Origin of the sequence: Polynucleobacter meluiroseus, from assembly GCF_900205755.1 — a bacterium.
Classification (GTDB): Bacteria; Pseudomonadota; Gammaproteobacteria; order Burkholderiales; family Burkholderiaceae; genus Polynucleobacter; species Polynucleobacter meluiroseus.
The window spans coordinates 152,986-175,331 of the sequence record NZ_OANS01000002.1 but is presented as its reverse complement, the minus strand read 5'-3'; the positions used below and the strand labels follow the sequence as shown (position 1 = coordinate 175,331).

At 47.1% G+C, this 22,346-nt stretch carries 19 protein-coding genes; 7 read left to right on the top strand and 12 right to left on the bottom strand.

Annotation, left to right across the window (positions count from 1 at the left end; translation table 11 throughout):
- Window positions 1-19 precede the first annotated feature (19 nt).
- From CP950_RS04060 to CP950_RS04050, 3 genes are read left to right on the top strand one after another with little or no spacing between them, the layout of a single operon-like run.
- The gene (locus CP950_RS04060) at window positions 20-667 is read left to right on the top strand and encodes a response regulator transcription factor (protein WP_096672611.1); all 648 of its coding nucleotides are present in this window, start codon (window positions 20-22) and stop codon (window positions 665-667) included.
- Between the two features lie 7 nt (window positions 668-674).
- Window positions 675-1,529 carry a bifunctional methylenetetrahydrofolate dehydrogenase/methenyltetrahydrofolate cyclohydrolase FolD gene (folD, locus tag CP950_RS04055; RefSeq protein WP_096672609.1) on the top strand — a complete coding sequence of 285 codons (855 nt, stop codon included), beginning with the start codon at window positions 675-677 and terminating at the stop codon, window positions 1,527-1,529.
- 32 nt (window positions 1,530-1,561) lie between these two features.
- Complete coding sequence (locus CP950_RS04050) at window positions 1,562-3,709, top strand: M3 family metallopeptidase (RefSeq protein WP_096672607.1); 2,148 nt, start codon at window positions 1,562-1,564, stop codon at window positions 3,707-3,709.
- On the opposite strand, the gene xth is transcribed toward CP950_RS04050, so the two are convergent.
- From xth to hrpA, 10 genes are all read right to left on the bottom strand, one after another.
- Window positions 3,706-4,551, bottom strand: coding sequence for an exodeoxyribonuclease III (gene xth, locus CP950_RS04045; protein ID WP_207760204.1), 846 nt, complete (start codon window positions 4,549-4,551; stop codon window positions 3,706-3,708). The genes CP950_RS04050 and xth overlap by 4 nt on opposite strands.
- Window positions 4,544-5,995: a nitrogen regulation protein NR(I) gene (ntrC, locus tag CP950_RS04040; RefSeq protein WP_096672605.1), complete on the bottom strand. Its 1,452-nt coding sequence runs from the start codon at window positions 5,993-5,995 to the stop codon at window positions 4,544-4,546. Before ntrC ends, xth begins: the two co-directional genes overlap by 8 nt.
- Window positions 5,996-5,997: 2 nt before the next feature.
- Entirely contained in the window at window positions 5,998-7,110 is a 1,113-nt protein-coding gene (glnL, locus tag CP950_RS04035) for a nitrogen regulation protein NR(II) (RefSeq protein WP_419185576.1), read from the bottom strand.
- A gap of 29 nt (window positions 7,111-7,139) precedes the next feature.
- Window positions 7,140-8,555, bottom strand: a complete 1,416-nt coding sequence (gene glnA / locus CP950_RS04030; protein WP_096672603.1) for a type I glutamate--ammonia ligase — start codon at window positions 8,553-8,555, stop codon at window positions 7,140-7,142.
- A 166-nt stretch (window positions 8,556-8,721) separates the two neighbouring features.
- The gene (locus CP950_RS04025) at window positions 8,722-9,582 is read right to left on the bottom strand and encodes a competence/damage-inducible protein A (protein ID WP_096672601.1); all 861 of its coding nucleotides are present in this window, start codon (window positions 9,580-9,582) and stop codon (window positions 8,722-8,724) included.
- A gap of 16 nt (window positions 9,583-9,598) precedes the next feature.
- A complete protein-coding gene (locus CP950_RS04020) occupies window positions 9,599-10,447 on the bottom strand; it encodes an EI24 domain-containing protein (protein WP_096673069.1) in 849 nt (282 codons plus the stop codon).
- A gap of 13 nt (window positions 10,448-10,460) precedes the next feature.
- Window positions 10,461-11,432 (bottom strand): sterol desaturase family protein, encoded by a 972-nt coding sequence (locus CP950_RS04015; RefSeq protein ID WP_096672599.1) that lies wholly within the window; start codon window positions 11,430-11,432, stop codon window positions 10,461-10,463.
- Between the two features lie 13 nt (window positions 11,433-11,445).
- Entirely contained in the window at window positions 11,446-12,216 is a 771-nt protein-coding gene (locus CP950_RS04010) for a polysaccharide deacetylase family protein (protein WP_096672597.1), read from the bottom strand.
- A gap of 9 nt (window positions 12,217-12,225) precedes the next feature.
- Entirely contained in the window at window positions 12,226-13,260 is a 1,035-nt protein-coding gene (locus CP950_RS04005; protein WP_096672595.1) for a YVTN family beta-propeller repeat protein, read from the bottom strand.
- Between the two features lie 63 nt (window positions 13,261-13,323).
- On the bottom strand, window positions 13,324-17,385 hold the full coding sequence (gene hrpA / locus CP950_RS04000; protein WP_096672593.1) for an ATP-dependent RNA helicase HrpA: 4,062 nt from the start codon (window positions 17,383-17,385) through the stop codon (window positions 13,324-13,326).
- 17 nt (window positions 17,386-17,402) lie between these two features.
- On the opposite strand from hrpA, the gene argA reads away from it, so the two are divergent.
- Together argA and CP950_RS03990 are read left to right on the top strand one after the other, a co-directional pair.
- A complete protein-coding gene (gene argA, locus CP950_RS03995) occupies window positions 17,403-18,767 on the top strand; it encodes an amino-acid N-acetyltransferase (RefSeq protein WP_096672591.1) in 1,365 nt (454 codons plus the stop codon).
- 45 nt (window positions 18,768-18,812) lie between these two features.
- Window positions 18,813-19,085 (top strand): oxidative damage protection protein, encoded by a 273-nt coding sequence (locus CP950_RS03990; protein ID WP_096672589.1) that lies wholly within the window; start codon window positions 18,813-18,815, stop codon window positions 19,083-19,085.
- Between the two features lie 250 nt (window positions 19,086-19,335).
- On the opposite strand, the gene rpiA is transcribed toward CP950_RS03990, so the two are convergent.
- A complete protein-coding gene (gene rpiA, locus CP950_RS03985) occupies window positions 19,336-20,046 on the bottom strand; it encodes a ribose-5-phosphate isomerase RpiA (RefSeq protein WP_096672587.1) in 711 nt (236 codons plus the stop codon).
- Between the two features lie 99 nt (window positions 20,047-20,145).
- Here rpiA and tal point away from each other — a divergent pair, with 99 nt between their 5' ends.
- Window positions 20,146-21,114 carry a transaldolase gene (gene tal, locus CP950_RS03980; RefSeq protein WP_096672585.1) on the top strand — a complete coding sequence of 323 codons (969 nt, stop codon included), beginning with the start codon at window positions 20,146-20,148 and terminating at the stop codon, window positions 21,112-21,114.
- A gap of 17 nt (window positions 21,115-21,131) precedes the next feature.
- A complete protein-coding gene (trxC, locus tag CP950_RS03975) occupies window positions 21,132-21,557 on the top strand; it encodes a thioredoxin TrxC (RefSeq protein ID WP_096672584.1) in 426 nt (141 codons plus the stop codon).
- Between the two features lie 16 nt (window positions 21,558-21,573).
- Here trxC and rlmB read toward each other — a convergent pair whose 3' ends face one another.
- On the bottom strand, window positions 21,574-22,344 hold the full coding sequence (rlmB, locus tag CP950_RS03970) for a 23S rRNA (guanosine(2251)-2'-O)-methyltransferase RlmB (RefSeq protein ID WP_096672583.1): 771 nt from the start codon (window positions 22,342-22,344) through the stop codon (window positions 21,574-21,576).
- Between the last annotated feature and the right edge of the window lie 2 nt (window positions 22,345-22,346).

The following is a 22,346-nucleotide window of genomic DNA, read 5'->3' as shown; positions in this document are numbered from 1 at the left end:
CACCTTTTTGAGAGTCCACATGAACACCATTGTCAGAGCTAAACCGAATCAAGCTGAAGTTGTTTATGTTGTCGACGATGACGAAGCGGTGCGCGATTCCCTCACTTGGTTGCTAGAAAGCAATGGCTATGTTGTACGCTGTCATACGAGCGCGGAACGCTTCTTGCAGTCACTGCAGAGTACGGATAAATCCACTATCTCCTGCGCAATCCTCGACGTCAGAATGCCCGGCATGTCTGGGTTGGAGTTGCAAGAACGCTTGCTTGCTGAAAATCTGCCTATTCCCGTTGCTTTCATTACAGGGCATGGTGATGTCTCCATGGCAGTGTCAACCATGAAACGTGGCGCGGTAGATTTTATTGAAAAGCCATTTAAAGAAAATGAACTGTGCAGTCTCGTTGATCGCATGCTGGTCAAGGCTCGGGTAGATTATTCACAAGCTAGCCAACGTAAGGTGACTCAAAGTTTGCTGAGTAAACTCACCGGCCGCGAGCGGCAAGTACTTGAGCGGATTGTTGCAGGTCGCCTAAATAAGCAAATTGCAGACGATCTGAGTATCTCTATAAAGACTGTAGAAGCCCATCGCGCCAATATTATGGAAAAGCTCAACGTCAATACGGTTGCCGACCTACTTCGCTTAGCCTTATCAGACCCCCAACCTAATTAACTTGCCCATGCCAGCCCAGCTACTAGACGGAAATCTTCTCTCAAAAAAACTGCGCGCAGAAATCGCCGCACGCGGCGCGATTCTGACTGCTAAAGGAACGCGACCCGGTTTAGCCGTCATTGTGCTGGGCGACAACCCAGCCAGCCAAGTGTATGTTCGTAACAAAGTAAAGGCATGTGAAGATGTTGGCTTTCATTCAGTATTAGAGCGTTACTCCGCTGATCTAGATGAGGAGGCTCTGTTGGCGCGCATTGCAACACTGAATGCCGATCCAGCGATTCATGGCATCTTAGTCCAGCTCCCGCTACCTGAACATATTGCTGCTGAGCGCGTACTTGAAGCAATCGCTCCACATAAAGATGTGGATGGCTTCCATGTCGCCAATGCTGGCGCTCTCATGGTTGGAAATCCTGAATTTAAACCGTGCACACCGTACGGCTGCATGAAGATATTAGAAAGTATTGACTACCCTATTCGAGGCGCAAGAGCTGTGATTGTCGGCGCCTCCAATATCGTTGGCAAACCAATGGCGATGCTCTTGCTGCAAGCTGGCGCTACTGTAACTATTTGCAATAGCAAAACACGTGACTTGGCTCACCATACAAAAGATGCGGATATCCTGGTCGTTGCCACTGGCAAAGCCAGAATGGTTACAGGCGATATGATTAAAACAGGTGCAGTAGTCATTGATGTGGGAATTAATCGCTTGCCTGATGGCAAACTCTGTGGAGATGTCGATTTTGATACCGCCAAATACATCGCTGGCTGGATTACCCCAGTTCCAGGTGGAGTTGGTCCGATGACAATCACTATGCTATTGATGAACACCTTAGAGGCCGCAGAAAAATCTGCCAAGCATTAGCTAAATCATCGCCAGTCCGTTAAGCTAGAGGGATGACTACTAATAATCAGCTCACCCTCCCCGATTCATTAAAAAATAACCCTTTACTGTCTTTTGGTCGCGACATTGCTAGTTACGCAAGTATCAAACCCGAGCATATCGCACCGGCAATCGACTACTTGCTTGAACAAGCCGAGCAGGCCGTGGTGATTGCAACTACAGCCGATACTCCTGCGTCATGGTCCAGTCTAGCTGAGCCGCTTGAAGATGCAACGGAGTCTTTAGGAAGATCTTGGGGCGTGATAGCTCACCTCAATAGCGTGGCCGATACATCTGAGTTGCGCTCAGCCTATGGGGCGATGCTTCCCAAAGTTACGGCTTTTTTCTCTAGTTTGGGACAAAACTTGGCTTTGTATGACAAATTTAAAAGCTTGAGTCAAAGCCCAGAATTCAATCAACTGAGTGTTGCTCAAAAAAAAGTTGTCAATAATTCATTAAGAGATTTTCGCTTAGGCGGCGCTGAATTGGCGCAGGCAGATAAGCCCCGTTTTGCAGAAATTCAAGATGAGCAGGCGCATCTCGCCAAGGCTTTTTCAGATCACGTTTTAGATGCAACTGATGCATTTATTCATACCGTTTCAGATGAAGCTGATTTACTTGGACTGCCAGAGGATGCTATTGCTGCCGCTGCCGAACTGGCTGAGCAAAAGAAAGTTCAAGGATGGGCTTTTTCTTTGCACTTTCCCTCTTACTATCCAGTGATGCAGTACGCGGAACATCGCTCCTTACGCCGCACGATGTATGAGGCGTATGTCACTCGATGCTCTGAATTAGCCCCTCAGTTTGGCAATGGTGAAGACGCTTGGAATAATTCAGAAAATATGTTGGCGCAGCTACGCCTTCGCAATGAAGAAGCGCATTTACTGGGCTACGCAAATTATGCGGACTTGAGTTTAGCTGCAAAAATGGCTAAGGACGTGGCTGAGGTAGATTTGTTTTTAAATGACATTGCCCAAAAAGCTAAGCCATTTGCCAAGCTCGATTGGCAAGAGCTAAGCCAGTTCGCCAAGTCGCAACTTCATCTTGAGGGCGAACTGCAGCCTTGGGATATCGCATTTGCTGCAGAGCGCTTAAAACATGAGCGCTACTCTTTTTCAGAAAATGAACTCAAACAATATTTTCCACTTCCAAAAGTTTTAGAAGGTCTATTTGGAGTGATTCAAAGTTTATTTGACGTACAGATTGAAGGCGCTGACTTACCCACTTGGCATGCAGATGTGAAATCCTTCTCCATCAGCAATCAGGCTGGTGAAAAAATTGCCTATTTTTATTTAGACCCTTACGCTCGGCCTGGTAAACGGGGCGGCGCTTGGATGGACGATGCCCGTGGGCGACGTCAATTAGCGAATGGGGAGATTCAAGTGCCGGTAGCTTACTTGGTGTGCAACTTCGCACCTCCAGTGAAGTTGAATGGCAAATTGCGTCAACCTACCATTACACATGACGACGTCATAACGCTGTTTCATGAAAGTGGTCACGGTTTGCACCACTTGTTAACCCAAGTGGGAGCACTTGGGGTTTCAGGTATCAATGGTGTCGAGTGGGACGCGGTAGAGTTACCCAGTCAATTTATGGAAAACTTCTGCTGGGAATGGGAGGTACTCGAAAAGATGACAGCCCATGCGGAAACTGGCAAGCCCTTACCCCGAGACTTATATGAAAAGATGTTGGCTGCTAAAAACTTCCAAAGTGGTTTAACTACGCTACGCCAAGTCATTTTTTCCTTGGTGGACTGGCGCCTGCACTCGACGTTTGATCCTAAAACCACTGAAGAGCAAGCTGTTTTAGACTTTTCCCGAAAAATTGCCGACACTTACAACGTCATTCCACAACCTACGATCTCTCGCTGGCTTAATACCTTTAGCCATATTTTCTCAGGTGGTTATGCAGCAGGTTACTACAGCTATAAGTGGGCGGAGGTGCTCTCTGCAGATGCTTATTCAGCATTTGAAGAGGCCGCAAAATTAACTGGTTCAGTGTTGAATGCGGATACTGGAGCGCGCTACCGTACTGAAATTTTAGAAGTGGGCGGCAGCCGTTCGGCAGCCGAATCCTTTAAAGCGTTTCGTGGGCGCGATCCTAAGATTGATGCCCTACTACGCCATGGTGGTCTTAGCAAAGAGGCTTCATTAGAGGGTTAAGCTTTAATTTCTGCGATGACGGGTGCGTGATCAGAAGGTTGCTCCCATGTTCGCGGTACCTTGTCTATGATGCTCGAGAGGCAGTTAGCCTTGAGAGCATCACTTAACAAAATATGGTCAATCCGCATCCCAGCATTACGCCTAAAACCCATCATGCGGTAATCCCACCAGCTGTAGGTTTTTGGGGCCTGTTCAAACAGCCTAAATGAATCATAAAGCCCAAGGTCGAGTAAGCCTTGAAACGCCTCACGCTCAGGTGGGGAAACGAGATTCTGACCCTCCCATGCCTTTGGGTCATGCACATCAGCATCGGTTGGTGCAATATTGAAGTCACCGAGTAAAGCGAACCGTGCGCTGTCTTTTAACTCAGTTTCTAACCAAGAATGCAGGGCTGTGAGCCAGCCTAATTTATAAATAAACTTCTCGCTATCAGGCGATTGGCCATTTGGAAAGTAAGCCGAAACAAGGCGAATTGGTTGCATGCCCTTAAAACAGATCGTGGCAGCCAAGATTCGCTGCTGCTCATCTGCATAGCCAGGAATATTTCTTAGGGGCTTTAGAAAGGTGGTTTCCAAATCGGTTGCTATTGGTGCCAAGGCCGCACGACGCACCAAGATAGCTACGCCGTTATAGGTTTTTTGCCCTGCTGCCAAACTTATATAGCCCGCAGCCTCAAGTTCTTGATGAGGAAACTTATCATCAGTCATTTTCAGCTCTTGCAAGCACAAGGCATCGATCGGCTTTTTAGCGGCCTCTTGCTCCTCTAACCAACGCTTTACATGAGGAAGGCGGACCTTTAAAGAATTAACATTCCAAGCGGCTATGCGAATTGATTCAGTCATCTAGCTTTAACTCTTGCAATTTTCTGGTGATAGTATTTCGACCGATTCCGAGGCGCTGGGCTGCCTCCACTCTTCTGCCGCGAGTCACTTCAAGAGCCGCCTTGAGAACAGTCTTTTCGAACTGGGCACTTAGAGCGCTGAAGACGTCTTTCTCACCGTCTTGTAGCATTTTGACCGCTAAGCGACCAAGACCGCTTTCCCAGTCGGCTGTATTTAGGCGGCTGGGCAACATCGCATTGATAGTAGGCTCTCCTTGCAGATGCAAGGGCTGCTGAGGTGTTTCCGCTAAAACGTCAGCCGGTAAGTCACTTATGCCCACAATATTGGCGGGCGTCATGACCGTTAACCAGTGACAAAGATTTTCTAATTGACGCACATTGCCTGCAAAAGGCATATTGCTCATTTGCTGTAAAACTTCATCAGAAAGTTTTTTTGCTACTACGCCAAGGGACTTTGCGCATGCATCCATAAAATGCTTTGCTAAAACAGGAATATCTTCAGAGCGCTCGCGCAATGGCGGCATCCGCAAGCGAATCACATTGAGGCGATGCAATAAATCCTCTCGAAATGATCCTGAAGCAACTTTAGATTCTAAGTTGTAATGGGTCGAAGCAATAATGCGTACATTGGCTTTAATAGGATCTTGACCACCAAGGCGGTAAAAGTGACCATCAGTCAAAGCACGTAATAAACGGGTTTGCAATTCGAAAGGGATATCGCCTACCTCATCAATTAATAAGGTTCCACCATCAGCCTGTTCAAAGCGTCCACGTCGCATAGTCAAGGCACCAGAAAATGCGCCCCGCTCATGACCAAATAACTCAGACTCTAATAATTCTTTCGGAACCGCTGAGGTGCTAAAAGTAATAAAAGGCCCCTTAGCGCGAGGACTGTGTTTATGCAACGCTTGAGCAACTAATTGCTTACCGGTACCTGACTCACCGGTAATGAGCGTGGTGGAATGGGACTGGGCTAGGCGTCCAATAGCGCGAAACACCTCCTGCATCGCTGGCGCCTGACCAATGATCTCAGTAGAATCTTGCCGCCAAGCTCCGATCTCTTTATTGGCGGGTTGATTGCGTTCGCCATGCACTATTGCTCGACGGATCAATTCAATCGCTTTATCAATATCAAATGGTTTAGTCAGATATTCAAAGGCGCCCCCTTGCAGCGAAGAGACCGCAGAATCCAAATCAGAATACGCCGTCATGATGATTACGGGTAATTGTGGGTGGGTTTCCTTAATATTTTGTAATAAATCTAAACCATTCCCACGCGGCATCCTAATGTCAGAGATGAGCACTTGGGGGATGTCTTTTTCTAAGGCATCCATCACATCATTTGGGTTTGAAAAACTCCGGTGCGCAATGTTTTCTCTTGAAAAAGCCTTTTCAAGGACCCAACGTATTGATTGGTCATCATCCACAATCCAAACGGGTTTCATGATTATTTCTCCTGAGTGCGATATGGAATTTGAATATGAAAGTCAGTATGACCGGGCCGGCTCTCACAAGCGACGAACCCTTGGTGCTGCTGAATGAAGGTTTGTGCCAAGGTAAGGCCCAAACCACTGCCGCCATTTCGACCAGACACCAAAGGAAAAAAGATACGTTCGCGAATATCTTCCGGTATACCAGGTCCGTTATCGATGACATGCAAATTCAAAGCTAGTTTGTAGCGTTTTTTTGAAATCGTTACTGAGCGGGCCACACGGGTTTTTAATTCAATCTGTGCGGTGCCCTGCTCTATCTCTTCACCTAAAGCTTGAGCTGCGTTGTGTGCGATATTTAGTGTAGCTTGAATAAGCTGTTCACGATCTCCCAATATATCGGGCAGGCTTGTATCGTAATTGCGAATAATTCTTAAGCCTTTGGGAAATTCAGCCAACACCAAACTGCGCACCCGCTCAAGCGCTTCATGTACGTTAAATAACTCCATCGCATGGGCTTTGCGATGTGGCGCCAGCAGTCTATCTACTAAAGCTTGTAAACGGTCGGACTCTTTAATGATGACTTGGGTGTATTCATGCAAACCTTTATGCGGCAACTCATACTCCAATAACTGCGCCGCCCCCCGAATACCTCCGAGAGGATTTTTGATCTCATGCGCTAAATTACGCATGAGCTGTTTATTGGCTTCAACTTGTTGGGTGACCCTCTCATCACGCTCGCTGCGCAACTGTTGATCAATTGGAAACCACTCCATAATCACTAAGCTGGGGTCGTCTAACAGTGCAACTACTACATGTGCTGGAGTTGAATCTTGATGAATACTTCCAGGCAAGGCATGCAACACCAGCTCTTGACGTTGGGTAGAAAAATGACCTGCACAGACCTCGGAAATCATGTTGTTGAGTGGTGGATTGTCACCAAACAAGTCAGGTATAGATTGACCCTCAAGCGATTTACGGGAGGCATCAAGCGCTAATTCTGCGGCAGGATTCGCATAGGCTAGCTTGAGGTTTTCAGCATCGAAAACCACGATAGCATTGGGCATTTGATCGAGCAATGTCGGAAAAAAAGGAGCAGCCGAAGCTGCCCCTTTGAACGAATTGCGCAATAGACCTGCGCTCAATTTCTTTCCTTCGATTACAAAGAGTAATACATATCGAATTCGATAGGATGAGTAGTCATACGGAAACGTGTGACATCTTCCATCTTCAGTGCGATATAAGCATCAATCATGGAATCAGTAAAGACTCCACCGCGCGTCAAGAACTCGCGGTCTTTGTCCAAAGCCGCTAACGCCTCTTCCAAGCTTGCGCAAACGGTTGGGATCTTTGCATCTTCTTCTGGTGGCAAGTCATATAGGTTTTTGTCTGCAGCTTCACCTGGATGAATTTTGTTTTGCACGCCATCTAAACCAGCCATTAACAAGGCAGAGAATGCCAAGTATGGGTTAGCTAATGGATCAGGGAAGCGTGTTTCAATCCTGCGTCCCTTAGGGCTTGAGACGTGAGGAATACGAATAGACGCAGAGCGATTACGCGCAGAGTAAGCCAACTTCACTGGCGCTTCAAAACCAGGCACCAAGCGTTTGTATGAATTCGTACCTGGATTGGTAATCGCATTCAATGCTCTAGCGTGCTTGATGATGCCGCCGATATAAAAGAGGGCAAATTCAGATAAACCAGCGTAACCATTGCCAGCAAATAAGTTCTCGCCATTTTTCCATACAGACTGGTGCACATGCATACCAGAACCGTTATCACCTACAACAGGCTTTGGCATAAAGGTAGCGGTCTTGCCATAAGCATGGGCCACGTTTTGCACAACATACTTCTGCCAAATAGTCCAGTCAGCGCGCTCGACTAAAGTGCTGAACTTGGTACCTAGCTCATTTTGGCCTTGGCCAGCAACTTCGTGATGGTGAACTTCGACTGGAATGCCCAAGGACTCAAGAATGAGACACATTTCCGAACGCATGTCGTGGAAAGTATCCACTGGTGCAACTGGGAAATACCCGCCTTTTTTACCTGGACGATGACCTGGATTGCCGCCTTCCATTTCGAGGCCAGATGACCAAGGGGCTTCCTCAGAATCAATCTTCACAAAACAGCCTTGCATGTCAGCGCCCCAACGCACGCCGTCAAAAATAAAGAACTCTGGCTCTGGGCCAAAGTAAGCGGCATCGCCTAAACCTGTACTTTTTAAGTAGGATTCAGCGCGCTTAGCAATAGAACGGGGATCACGATCGTAGCCCTTACCATCGGACGGCTCAATCACGTCACAAGTAATAACTAAAGTAGGCTCTTCATAGAATGGATCGATGTAGCAAGCAGTTGGGTCTGGCATCAATAGCATGTCAGACGCCTCAATCCCTTTCCAACCAGCGATGGATGAGCCATCAAAAGCGTGGCCACTCTCGAACTTATCTTCATCAAATGCAGAAATAGGAACCGTGGTGTGTTGCTCTTTACCCTTTGTATCTACAAAGCGGAAATCAACAAAAGTACATTCTTTTTCTTTAACTAACTTCATTACATCAGCGACGGTCTTCGTCATGCAAATCTCCTCTATGAACTTTGTTTGTTTCAAGCAGCCAAGTTGCTTTTAATGAACTCTAATTTACTCAAGCAACCCCGCTAGAACATTGATTATTGCACTAATGAAGTGCTGAAATAGGGTTGCTTAGGCAGAAAATGGCCCAAAACGCACTAAAATAGTGCAATTAGGCGGGGGTGATGTCGTGAATTTCATAACCCAGCGCCAGTGTGCCCGTTCGTAATGCAATCCAAGCATCTTTTAACAAGGCCGCGCTCCCTTTAATGCCGAGCTCAATATGACGCTGGGCGTAAACACCCCCTTTTGTCGCGTCACCAACTGAAGGCAAACTAAATACCTTTACCCCTGGAAAGTTCGCCTCAATACGCTCCATTAAGGGGGTCAAATTCGACTCAATACCTTTGGGGACAATAAAGCTCTGCTCCTGCTGATCCGTTTGATGAAATAAGTCGGAATAATAAGTATCCATGCACCATGCCATCATCGGCCCTGCCATCACAGGAAAGCCTGGTAAAAAATGATGCTCTTTAATACTGAAGCCAGGAATTTGGTTATAAGGATTGGGAATGATGTCGCTACCTAAGGGAAATTCACCCATTTTGAAACGATGTTGATTTTCTGGAGTACTCAGATCCGCCAAAACAGGATCCCCTTCCGCCATAGACTGAATACGCCCTGCAATCAGCTCTTGCGCGCTTGGATGGAGTTCCGTTTTAGTACCTAAAGCTAAAGCTGCGCATTCCCGCGTGTGATCATCGGGAGTGGCGCCAATACCGCCAGTACTAAATACGACATCGCCACTAGCAAAACTTTCTTTTAAGGTTGCAGTGATTTGCTCGATATCGTCAGCGACATACTTGGCCCAAGCAAGACTTAAGCCCCGCTCCTTGAGCAACTCAATACACTTACTAAGATGCTTATCTTGTCTGCGACCCGATAAAATTTCATCGCCAATCACAATCAATCCAAAACGCCTAGCCAGAGTTTTGGGTGCCTCGATTGTTACTATTTTTTTTAAATCAACCATGACAAGACAGCTCCACTTATACGATCGGTGTGTTTACAGGCAGTGGCAAATGCAACTCAGCTTGGCGCAACTCCTTTAGGGCGCTCAACAGGAAATGAGTAAACCATAAAGCAGCAAAAACAAAAATGAGGGAATAGATCCAAAGAGCAAAAAAACTCACCACTGGAAAGAACACTAAAGCCAACACTGAGCTTGCCCAAAAAAAGGTGGGCACAGCCCCTACCATTCCAGTAATAATACCCATGCTCAAGAGGGGCCAACGATACCGATCGATGAGTTTTTTTCGCTCATCACTGCTAGCGTGCTGTGCCAAAACATCAAAAGACATTAAGCGCATCGTCAGCCAACCCCACAGTAAGGGTGGAAGTACGGCGACAAGCGGCGGTATCCACCAGACAGGCAACGTCAATATGGCGATGACTAGACAAAGTAAAGCAGACCAAAGTGTGTAAGCAATGCTTCCAAATACGCCACTCGTTTTCTTGCGCTCAATATCCACATAGGATTTATGCAGAGCGACATTGCGCACAATCTGTGGGACTGTAGCAAAGGCAATAAATACCAGCAGACTGATGGTGATCAAGGGAATAATCAGGGTGACGAAAAAAAGGGGTGCAATCCATGCTCTGGCATTTTCTAGGCCGGCCCAAATCAAGCCACTTTGAATCCAGCTTGTGAAAAGCGAGGTAGTTAAAAATTGGTTCAGGATCTCTAATGCTGGCGTCCAAATAGCCCAGATTAAACCACCCCAAAAAAGCGAGACAATACAGAATGGACGCAAGCTAAACCACAGCATTTTTGGATGCATCATGCCAATCAGAGCTACTCCAAATGACTTTAAAGCCAGCTGTAGCCCAGACGTCATGGGGTAGCCAGCCTCATTTGCCACGCAACTCGTTAATCGCGTGACGCAGAGTTTGCCATTGCTGACTCAAAATATCATTCGACAGCTCTAAATTACGGACGCCAGTTGGGTACACGGTTTTGGTAAAAATGGCCGTACCAAATACCATATCCCACCAAGGAAATAAGACGCCAAAGTTACAACCTCCAAGCACACCCGGTTTTCCAGGAGCCTCATACCCATAACCAACAGCGTGATGCAGCCGGTGATAGAGCGGAGAGACAATAAGGTACCTTAAGAGACCCAAGTCCACCTTGATGTTGGCGTGTTGCCAACTTTGAATAAATTCACTAATGACGACAATCAGAATAAATTGACTTGGAGAAACACCAAATAGTAATGCGAAGAATGCAAAGGTCAATGCTCGTAGAACGTCATCTAAAAAGTGATTGCGATTATCAGACCAAGCGGTCATTACCGTTTGACTGTGATGTAAGGCATGTAGTTGCCACCACCAATTAAAAGCGTGACTTGCACGATGGTAAACATAGTCAACAAAATCAAGCATGATGAAATAAATGAGGAAGCTGACAACGGGAATTGCCGTAATGGGCGGCCACCAAGACTCCACGTTAAGTCTGTCAAATCGAAAATCATGCAAAACAGAATCAAACTCAAAGAAAAATCCCGAGAGGCCAATAAAAATGATGCCTTGAAATATTCCTAAGCGATGAATTAAGGTGTAGATGAAATCTGCTTTACTTGCTTTAGCGAAACGCTCTTGCACCTCGGCATAGTGGAATCGCTCCCACGTTCTCAGGACCAAGGCAATCAGGAGGATTTGAATGCAACCCAACAGAAACCAGTCGAGGCCATCGTAGATATCTTCGGTCCAAGCGGTGAGGTTTAGTTGATACAACAACGGACTCACAACATTGGCGAAAAGATAATCTTCGGCCCAACTGTAACCGTCAGATAAATAAGAGAATAAAATGCCGCTTTCCATTCCCTATTATGACTTAATTGCTCATTTTCGGTAGCGTAGCAAAGCAGAATCCGCGGCCCTTAAGCTTCGCAATTAATGCCTCTAAAACAGCCGGCGCCCAAGGATCTTTTCTGGACCAAATGCCTAAATGGGCCATGGCAATGTCTCCATCCTGCAACTGAACGCTCGCCTTCTCCAGCAATACAGCGTTCGGATGGGACTTGGAATTAAGCTCATCACCCAGAAAACCGGCAGCATTCCAACCAATATGGTCATATCCGCAAGCATCACCCATTTGAATTAAACGAGGGGATGTTTTGCCCCCAGGGGCGCGCCAGATCTTTTGAATAGGTGCGTAGGTTAATTCTAAAAAGCGGTCATTTACTCGACGAATTTCACGACACATCATCGCTTCTTTGTACAAAATAGTCATGCCCGCCTTGGGACCAAACTGCGGTTTCTCGTAGACTTCGCCCAAAGGCCCATCTTTTACAAAGTAGACATGATCATACGTATGGCTACCAAAGTGATGTCCCTCAGCGAGGAGGCGTTGCCAATAACTTTTCCAAGAATCATCCAAAGCAAAATCGCCACGACTCGTTTTCTCATTTGCCAAGAAAAAGGTCGCCTTAACGTTTTGTCGATGCAGAATATCGGCTACGGTCTGAGCAACTGACATATTGCCAGTATCAAAGGTTAAATAAACTGTTTTTTTACAGGCAGCGGCTTGTGCAAACACCGAAGTTGCGCAACCAAACATGAGTAGCGCTGCAATAGCTAAGAAAAAGCGGCGCTGAAGCTTCATGTGCTCTCTTTATTCCCAAGCCGCCCGTGGATAGAAAAATACGCCGTGAGGAGACTTTCCAACGGGAATCACATCAAGCAATTTCATGCTGGGAATGTCAATCACCCCAACCTTTTTGGAAAACCGAAAAGTCACCCATAAGGTTTTGCCATCCGGCGTGATTTCCATATCGTCAGGTCCCGATGGCAGACCAGTGATGTCACCCACTTTTTCCAATGTTTGCATATTGAGCAGGCTGATGGTCGAGGAAATACGGTTACTTACAAATACATGCTTTTTATCGCCGAGGGGTCGAAAGTTGTGCGCGCCTTTGCCAGTAGTGATGCGCTTAATTTCCTTACGATTCTTCCAATCGATCACTTGCACGTAGTCTTCTCCAGTAATACCAATAAGAAGATATTGATCGCCCGGGGTCATCCATAACCCCGCTGGAACTTTACCCGTGGGTATAGTCCATATTACGTTTTGCGAGTCTAGATCAATGGCAGCCAGCTGATCAGAATCTTGCAGGGTAACAAAAGCCAATTTGCTATCGGCGGTAAAGGCAATATGACTAGGCGTTCTACCCAACTTAATTGATTTGACTAACTTTAACGCGGTGCCTTGGGCAGAATAAATATCCACCCGATCTAAGCGGTTGCCGTTAGCAACAAACCATTTATGGTTTGGTGAGAAGCCAATTTGGTAAGGATCAATCACATCCGGAATTCGACCAGTCAATTCGCCATTGAGGGGATTCATTAAAACAACATCATTTCCCGCTGCATTCGCAATTAATAAGCTCTTCTGATCAGGAGACATCATTAAGTGGTGGGGTTGCTTACCGACCGGTATCGTCTTTATGACTTTGTGTGTAGCCATATCAATCAAGCTGACTGAAGCACCTGCCGAGTTCAGCACGATCGCCACTTTGGGCTGAGCCTTGGAATCGACTACCTCGGGGGCTGGCGTTTGAGCTTGTAAGGCAATGCTAAATAGGCCGAAAGCCGCAACGGCTAGCTTCGGAAGGCTACTGGAAAGACTGTTTCTGAGGTATTTGGACATATCTCCCATTGTAAACATGCGTAGGAAAATGGTAGAACCCAACAGATTCAACAGCTTTAAGGCTTAGCGCAAACTTGCCAACACTTTCTCAAGTCGTTTGAGAGACATCGGGCTGGGCGTTTTTAGCTCTTGAGCATACAGAGCAACTCGCAACTCCTCTAGTTGCCAGCGAAAATCGAGTAAAGCTTGATCTTCGTTGACTGCGTGGCCTGAACTGCCCTTGTGCCCCTGCATGCGCTTTTGCCAAGGACGCTCTACAGACTCCCAATCATTTTGACACTGCGCGTCTCTAGCTGGATTGGTTCGGAGTTTTTCAATGCGCAATGCAATTGCCTTGAGATACCTGGGCAAATGAACGAGTTGTGCATAAGGGATATTAGCGACCAACCTTGGGGTAATTAAGCCCTGAAGTTGTGACTGAATATCGCTATGAGCCTTAGGGGAGATAGCCTTAGCTTGCGGCAATTTTTTAAGTAAATCAGCATAAGCCTGCAAAGCGGCCAAAGTGTGTTTTGCAATTTCTTGTGCAATCAAAGCCAATCTGGGCTTGCCGGCCTGTAAACATTCCTCAAACTGCTGGGCATTGACTGGTAGGGCTTCGTGCATAAACGCACGTTCAAGCGCTCGTTGCAATATTTGCTCAACCAGATCGTCTGCTGAACCAATATTCATAAACAATAAACCCAACTCCCGAATGCCTGGTAACTGCTTTTGCAGTGACTTCAAGGTATCTTTATTTGCTAAAGCAAAGAGGCGACGCAGTCCTTGCCAGTGAGCTCTTCTAGCGACTGTTAAATCATCAAAGACTTCTAAGTCGCATGATTGAACCCGATCTACGAGGGCCGGGTAACCATACAAAGTTTGGTTGCCTTTCTGAAGTTCTAGAGTCTCAGCAAGCTCTCCGAAGTCCCAGGCGCGATAGCCGCCCTGCTCTACTAATCTCTGGGGTGGAGTAGTTGTTGTCAACTCTGGGCGTGACTCAGGCGCTGAAGATTTAATCCCCAAATCTGTTTGAGCTACCTCATGCGCAATCGCCTGAAAAGCATTGCGTGCAGTTTCACCATACTCCGATCGAAGGCGCGATAGATTCCGCTCCAAATTGAGTTGACGGCCATGCTCATCAATTAAACGGAAATTCATAAACAAATGTGCGGGCAGGGACTCCATCCTAAAGTCTGTGGCTTTTATTTCTAAGCCCCGCTCTTTACGAATATCTTTGATTAGCGTTTCTAAAAAATCCCCAACACCAAATAGACCCCCCTCTAGCGCGCGCTCTAAGAATGACTTTGCATATTCCGGCAAGGGGACGCAATGGCGACGTAATTTTGGGGGAAGCGATTTGAGAAGCAAAAGCGCTTTTTCTTCGCACATTCCCGGCACCAACCAATCACAACGACGACTATCAATTTGATTTAACAAAGTTAACGGGACAACTAAGGTAACGCCATCCTTGGGGCTGCCAGGTTCAAAGTGATAGGTCAAACTGAGCTCGGAACCACCAACCACCATTTTTTTCGGGTACCTATCCACTGTGATGCCAGCCGCCTCATGCCGCATCAAATCATTTTTTGATAAACGAAGTTGGGCATCTGCCTCTAAACCACCTTCATCCAACTTTCCATTGAGCCACGCTCGCATACCCTCTCTACTCATCACCTGTGAAGGAATACGTGCTTCGTAGAAGGCGCACAACAAGTCATCATCAACTAAAACGTCCGGACGTCTAGAGCGGTGCTCAAGTGCCTCAATTTCTTTGATGAGGCGGCGGTTGTGCCAAAAGAATCCAAAACAATTGGGATATTTTTTTCTAGCGTCAGCTTCGGTCTCACGCATTAAGGCTGGCGTATCCATCCGCCCAAACATTTCCTCCTGCACCAACGCTTGGCGAATAAATAGTTCACGAGTCAGTTCGGGATCGTACGGCGCATAACGCACTTTTCGGCCGTGATAAATCGGCAAACCGTACAAGGTGCCTCGCTCAAACGCCATGACCTCACCTTGACGACTATCCCAAAGAGGATCACTCAAGGATTTAATCAATCGATGTCCTGCAACCTGCTCTACCCATTGAGGCTCTATCTTGGCAATCGTGCGGGCAAACATACGATGGGTTTCTTGCAACTCCCCTGCCAAAATCCAGGCCCCTGCTTTTTTACCAATCGTGGATCCAGGCCAAATAAAAGGGCGAATCCCTCTGGCGCCAACATAGCCCCCAGTTTTGCTCGCTCGCTCTTGGGATTTTTCATCCTCTTCTTTTTTGGCAACATAACCAAGCAAACCCGTAAGAAGTGCGAGATGAACTTGCTCATAGGTAGCAGGTAAGGCATTTTCTTTCCAGGCTTTTTCCCCGAGCATCGTATGAAGCTGCCCGTGCACATCACGCCATTCACGCAACCTTCTAGGCGATAAAAACTTACTGCGGCAGAGCCCTTCAAGCTGGCGGTTACTATGTTTATGTTTCAGAGCGTCTTGATACCAATCCCACAGTTTTACAAAACTCAAAAACTCAGAGCGCTCATCTGCGAACTGTAAATGGGCTTGATCAGCAGCAGCGGCTTGATCCATTGGGCGCTCGCGTGGATCTTGCGTAGCAAGCGCGGAAGCAATGATCGTGACCTCACGCAAGGCATTTTGTTCTTTTGCGGCTAGCAACATACGCCCTATACGAGGGTCCAAAGGCAGATCGGCTAATTGTTTTCCAGTGGGCGTCAGTTTAAATAAGCGATTGGAGTCTTGCTGACTTACCCCTGCCTGCTCAATATAAGCAATAGCGCCTAATTCATCGAGCAGTTGCACTCCGTCAGCAATTGCCCTACCCAATGGCTTGTCAATAAAAGGAAAATCTTGAATTTTGGGTAGGCGCAAATAGGTCATGCGCAGCAGCACTGCAGCAAGTGAGCTGCGTAAGATTTCAGGGTCGGTAAATGGTGGGCGACCCTGATAATCCTGTTCGCTATAAAGACGAATACAAATACCATCCGAAACTCGACCACAACGTCCCGCCCGTTGATTGGCAGCGGCTTGCGAGATCGGCTCAATTTGCAACTGCTCTACTTTATTGCGGTAGGAATAACGCTTGACGCGAGCTAGGCCACTATCAATCACATAACGAATATTAGGTACGGTGAGGGAAGTTTCAGCGACGTTCGTTGTCAAAATGATGCGCCGACCATTGCCTGGATTAAACACACGCTCCTGCTCAGCTACCGACTGACGCGCAAATAGACTGAGAATCTCCGGATGAAAGCGCTGCTGCAAAATCGGATCTTTACGCAATGCCTCTGCACAATCCCGAATTTCTCGCTCCCCAGGCAGAAAGACCAACACATCGCCAGCACCGCCAGATCCTTCGCGCCAAACATTTCCAATTGCCTCGGTGACTGCCTCAGGGATCTCTTTAGCCTCTTTTGAGGCTTTCTTGCCTTCGGGCCGAGCATCCGGCTCGAGAGGCGCATAGCGCTGCTCAACCGGAAACAGTCTGCCACTCACCTCGATTACGGGTGCTAGCGTGCCATTTAGGGTAAAGTGCTCAGCAAAACGCCGCGCATCGATTGTTGCAGAGGTAATGATTAACTTGAGATCCGGACGTTGTGGCAACAATTGCCGTAAGTAGCCGAGCAGAAAATCGATATTCAAGCTACGTTCGTGCGCTTCATCAATAATGAGCGTGTCATAGGCCTTCAACTGGGGGTCCCGCTGAGTCTCCGCCAGCAAAATGCCATCCGTCATCAACTTAATTGAAGTGCCTTGGCTAGTTTTATCGGCAAAGCGCACTTGATAACCCACGTCTTGACCTAAAGGAGTGCCTAGCTCTTGAGCTATGCGCTTGGCTGTGGCTGTCGCCGCAATACGACGGGGCTGAGTATGGCCGATAAGCTTGCCGCCGTTTAGGGTGCCTCTACCGAGGTCTAGGCAGATTTTGGGCAACTGGGTGGTTTTGCCCGAGCCAGTTTCGCCACAAACTATCACCACTTGGTGAGATTGCAGGGCATCTTTGATAATCTGGCGCTGACCCGAGACCGGTAATTCTTCGGGAAATCGGATTTCAAGCTTCCGGCGACTATTGGAAGTGGATGCCGTTATGAGGCTCTCATCGGGTTTTTGTTGGTTTATAGGCTCTTGCACCCTATAATTTTCTCACTATGCCGACAAATGCACCGAATTCCGTTTCCAACTCTGAAGAAACAAGTCCTAATTTTCCATTCGTGGGGTGGTTGCGCGACGTAGCGCCCTATATCCACAGCTTCCGCGAAAAGACCTTTGTCATCGCTTTTGCAGGAGAGCTGGCCCAAGAGATCGGCCTTGAGAACTTGATTGAGGATATCGCCATGCTCCATGCGATGGGCATGCGCATCATCTTGGTTCACGGCATTCGCCCACAAATCGAAGAGCAACTCACACTGCGCAATATCCAAAGTCAATTTGGTAAGAGCGCTATGCACAACTACCGCATCACCGACGCCGCCGCTTTAGAGTGTGTGAAAGAAGCGGCCGGCGAATTAAGATTAGACATTGAGGCCGCCTTTAGTCGTGGGCTGCCAAACACCCCAATGGCAGGTTCACGTATTTCGGTGATTTCAGGTAACTTTATTACAGCGATGCCAGTGGGCGTAGTTGAAGGTGTGGATTACATTCACACTGGCTTAGTGCGTAAGGTCGATTCGACCTCCATCAAAATCTCTTTAGATAGCAACAAAATTGTGTTGCTGTCCCCACTCGGATTCTCCCCCACTGGGCAAGCATTTAACTTAGCCTTCGAGGATGTTGCCGCGTCAACCGCGGCCGCTGTCAAGGCGGATAAATTGATTTTCCTCAGCCCTTACCCAGGCTTAAAAGATAGTGACGGTGATTTCATCACCGAAATGTCAATGCCGCAATTAAACGAGTACATTACACAGCATCCCGATTTAGACCTGGGTATGAAAAACCTACTCAACATCTCCGGAAGAGCGATTCGTGCAGGCGTTAGCCGAGTACATTTCTTGCCCGCAAATCAGGATGGCGCTCTGCTTGAGGAACTCTTCACGCATGATGGTATTGGCATGATGTTAGCTTCATCCGATATTGAGAATTTGCGTGAAGCAAATCAAGATGACGTTGGTGGTATTTTGCAGCTCACCAGTCCTTTGGAAGAAGAAGGTATCTTGGCTGCACGCGGCCAAGATGTCATCGAGCGGGATATCCACCGGTTCTCCGTGATTGAGCACGACCGCGTCTTGTTTGGTTGCGCCGCCCTCTTTCCCTTTCCCAATGGTATTGGTGAATTGGCTTGCCTCGCAGTCGATCCAGATGTTCAAGGTTCAGGTGATGGAGAGCGCCTACTCAAGCGGGTTGAAATGCGTGCAAAGCAAGAAGGTATTAAGAAATTATTTGTACTAACAACTAGAACAGAACATTGGTTTTTAAAGCGTGGCTTTAAACGCGCCTCTGTGGATGACTTGCCGCAAGAAAGAAAGCAAATTTACAACTGGGACCGTAAGTCAATGGTCTTAACCAAAGACCTATAAGCATTACTTGGCATTAAACAAAACGCATTTAGAAAGGCATTAGCAATGGCACGGATGGTTCAATGTATCAAACTCAATAAAGAAGCCGAGGGCATGGACTTTGCTCCCTTACCCGGGGATCTCGGCAAGAAAATTTGGAATCAAGTTTCGAAAGAGGCCTGGGCTGGATGGTTAAAGCATCAAACCATGTTGATTAATGAGAATCGCTTAAATATGGCCGATCCTAGAGCGCGTCAGTATCTTTTAAAACAAGTGGAGAAGTACTTCTTCGAGGGCGGTGCCGATATGGCGCAGGGTTATGTGCCCGAGGCAGAGTAAGCTTTTTAAATACTGCACTGCATTACTTAAATTAAATGAATATGTTGTGCAAATGCTTGACGGTGGATTTGAAGAAGCATAGGATGAAGTTGTGGTTGGGTAGCATTAGTGCCCAATCACATTGGCGCAAGCCACTTAAGCTAAGCATATCTATATGCTTATTGGGCACTCGGAACATCATTCTTCCATTTGCCTCGCCATGGAAACCATGGCAAACGAACCCGATGGGATACCCCGTCGGGTTTTTTATTTAGAAAGTGATTCGACTCACGCCCGAAGTACCACTAACCAACAAAATGCTTGCTTTTTCTTGGGCGAACAAGCCCACTGAAATCACCCCAGCAATTTGATTGATTTGCGATTCCAGCAATAATGGATCGGTAATAACAAGACCGGCAATATCTAAAATCCACCCCCCGTTGTCCGTCACAAATGGTTGGCTGGGAGTTTGCTCAAGATCCAAACGGGTATTTTTAGCCAAACGAAGAGTAACTACCCCGCCTAGCTTTTCCAATTTACGGGCCACCACGCCTTGAGCCAAAGGAATAATTTCTACTGGTAAGGCAAACTTTCCGAGGGTGGGCACTTGTTTGGAGGTATCGCAGATGCAAATAAACTGCTTTGCCATAGAGGCAATAATTTTTTCACGGGTTAAAGCGCCGCCCCCGCCCTTAATCATATTGCCATCAGCATCGATTTCATCTGCGCCATCGACATAAGCGGGTAGTGAAGAAACACTATTAGGATCAAGCACACTAAATCCATGCTTAAGCAGGCGCTCTGTAGTCGCATTAGAGCTAGAGACAGTGCCAGCGAAATGATCTACGTGAGGTGCCAGCGCATCAATGAAGTAATTGACCGTCGAGCCAGTACCTACGCCAATGATTTGCCCTGCAGCCAGCTTGAGCACCTCATCACGAGCCGCCTCCCCCACCAATTGTTTTAGTTGATCCTGATTCATCTACTTTGAGGCCCTCATCTAGACTCTTTTGGAGTAATTAATATATCTATCATATGATATTGAACATGATTGCTTAAATATAAAACACTTCATTGTCCAATGACTACTACTACTACTGCGTTAGATCAACTTAAAAAGATGACAATTGTCGTCGCTGATACAGGCGACTTTGAGCGCATGAAAGCCTATCTACCGCGTGACGCCACGACAAATCCCTCATTAATTTTAAAGGCTGCACAACAGCCAAACTACACGCATATATTGCAAGGGTTAAAGGTATCGCACCCCCACCTAAGGCCCGCTGAATTGGTTGACGAGGTGTTGGTGGCTTTCGGCTTAGAAATCCTCAAAATTATTCCAGGGCGCGTCTCAACAGAAGTGGACGCTAGACTTTCTTTTGATACTGCAGCGACTATCGCTAAAGCCAAACGCTTAATTGAGCTGTATGAATCACATGGAATTGATCGCCAGCGTATTCTTATTAAGATAGCCGCTACTTGGGAAGGCATTCAAGCCGTTAAAGCTTTAGAGGCTGAAGGCATTTGCTGCAACGTCACTTTAGTTTTCTCGCTCATTCAAGCGGCCGCTTGCGGCGCAGTGAATGCGCAATTAATCTCCCCCTTTGTTGGGCGCATCACGGATTGGCATAAAGCCAAATTAGGCAATGCATGGAATGATCTTAGCAATGGCGGCCCTCATGATCCCGGCGTGACTTCGGTCAGGCGTATTTTTCATTACTTCAAGCATTACGGCATCTCAACCGAAATCATGGGCGCAAGCTTTCGAAATATTCAGCAAATACTCGAACTAGCTGGGTGTGATCTATTGACAATCAGCCCTGAGCTTTTAAATGAGCTTCAAACAAATGATTCTCCAGTAATTAGGAGATTAAATGCACTGGACTCTGCGACTGCAATCAGCGCGGAACAAATTGGGCAATTGCAATTAGATGAATCGCAGTTCAGATTAGCGTTAAATAATGATCCAATGGCTACGGAGAAGTTAGCTGAAGGCATACGCAATTTTTGCATCGATACTGACAAACTCGAAATTCTTTTGGGTCAGTAATTCGTCAGGGGTTTTACATGATCATTCAGTGTCCGCATTGCGCAAAGGGGAACCGCATTCCCAATGAAAAATTGCTACAAGGGCCAATTTGTGGCGCCTGCAAGCAAGATTTACTCTCTTTACCTATCAACGCCAACACTGGTCAATTTACTGACATCATTACGCAAACAAGCCTAGCTGTGATCGTGGATTTTTGGGCGCCTTGGTGTGGCCCCTGCAAATCATTTGCGCCCACGTTTCAGGCGAGCGCCATCAAACATGCCCAGAAAATTATTTACGTCAAAGTAAACACGGAAGCAGAGCCTGCCCTAGGCTCACAGTTTAATATTCGCTCTATTCCGACCCTGGCTGCATTTAAGTATGGCAAAGAACTCCAGCGCATTAGTGGCGCTTTACCACCCGCCCAGTTAGAGCAATTCGTCAACCAATTGATCGCAGCCTAGAGGAAAGCAATCGTCACTAATCCGTCTTGGATTGTTTTGGCAGCTTGGCAATCCGCTGTCGTAACGCCTCATATAAGCAAACGCCACTGGCAACAGAAACATTCAAGCTTTCCACAATACCTTGCATGGGGATCCGCACTAATTCATCACAGGTTTCACGGGTCAAACGGCGCATCCCCTCACCTTCCGCACCCATCACGATACCGATAGATCCAGTCAAGTCGAGATCGTAGATTGATTTTTCGGCTTCATCGTCGGTGCCGATCAACCACACGCCGGCTTCTTGCATTTCGCGCATACTGCGCACGAGATTTGTGACCGTAATCACCGGAATCACTTCAGATGCGCCACTAGAGACTTTACTTACTGTGGCGTTAATCGAGGCTGAACGATCTTTAGGGATTACAACTGCGTTCACCCCTGCGCCATCAGCTACCCGCAAACAGGCGCCAAAGTTATGTGGGTCAGTAACACCATCTAGAACTAAGAAGAGTGCCTTGCCTTGATTGCTCTGTGCATCTTCAATGACTTCGGTAATGGTTCTAGCAACAGTAATCTTTTCTGCTAAAGCCACTACGCCTTGGTGCCGATCATGGCCAGCCAACTGATGTAAGCGCTCCGAGTCTGCTGCGTGCAAACGCTCGCCCAAGATTTCTTCTGCCTGTTTCAAAAAATCACCCATACGGCGGTCGCGGCGACCTGGGTCAAAATACACTGACTTAAGACTTGCGGCATCTACTCGTAAACGGGCTTGTACTGCATGAAATCCAACTAATATTTGTTTCATTA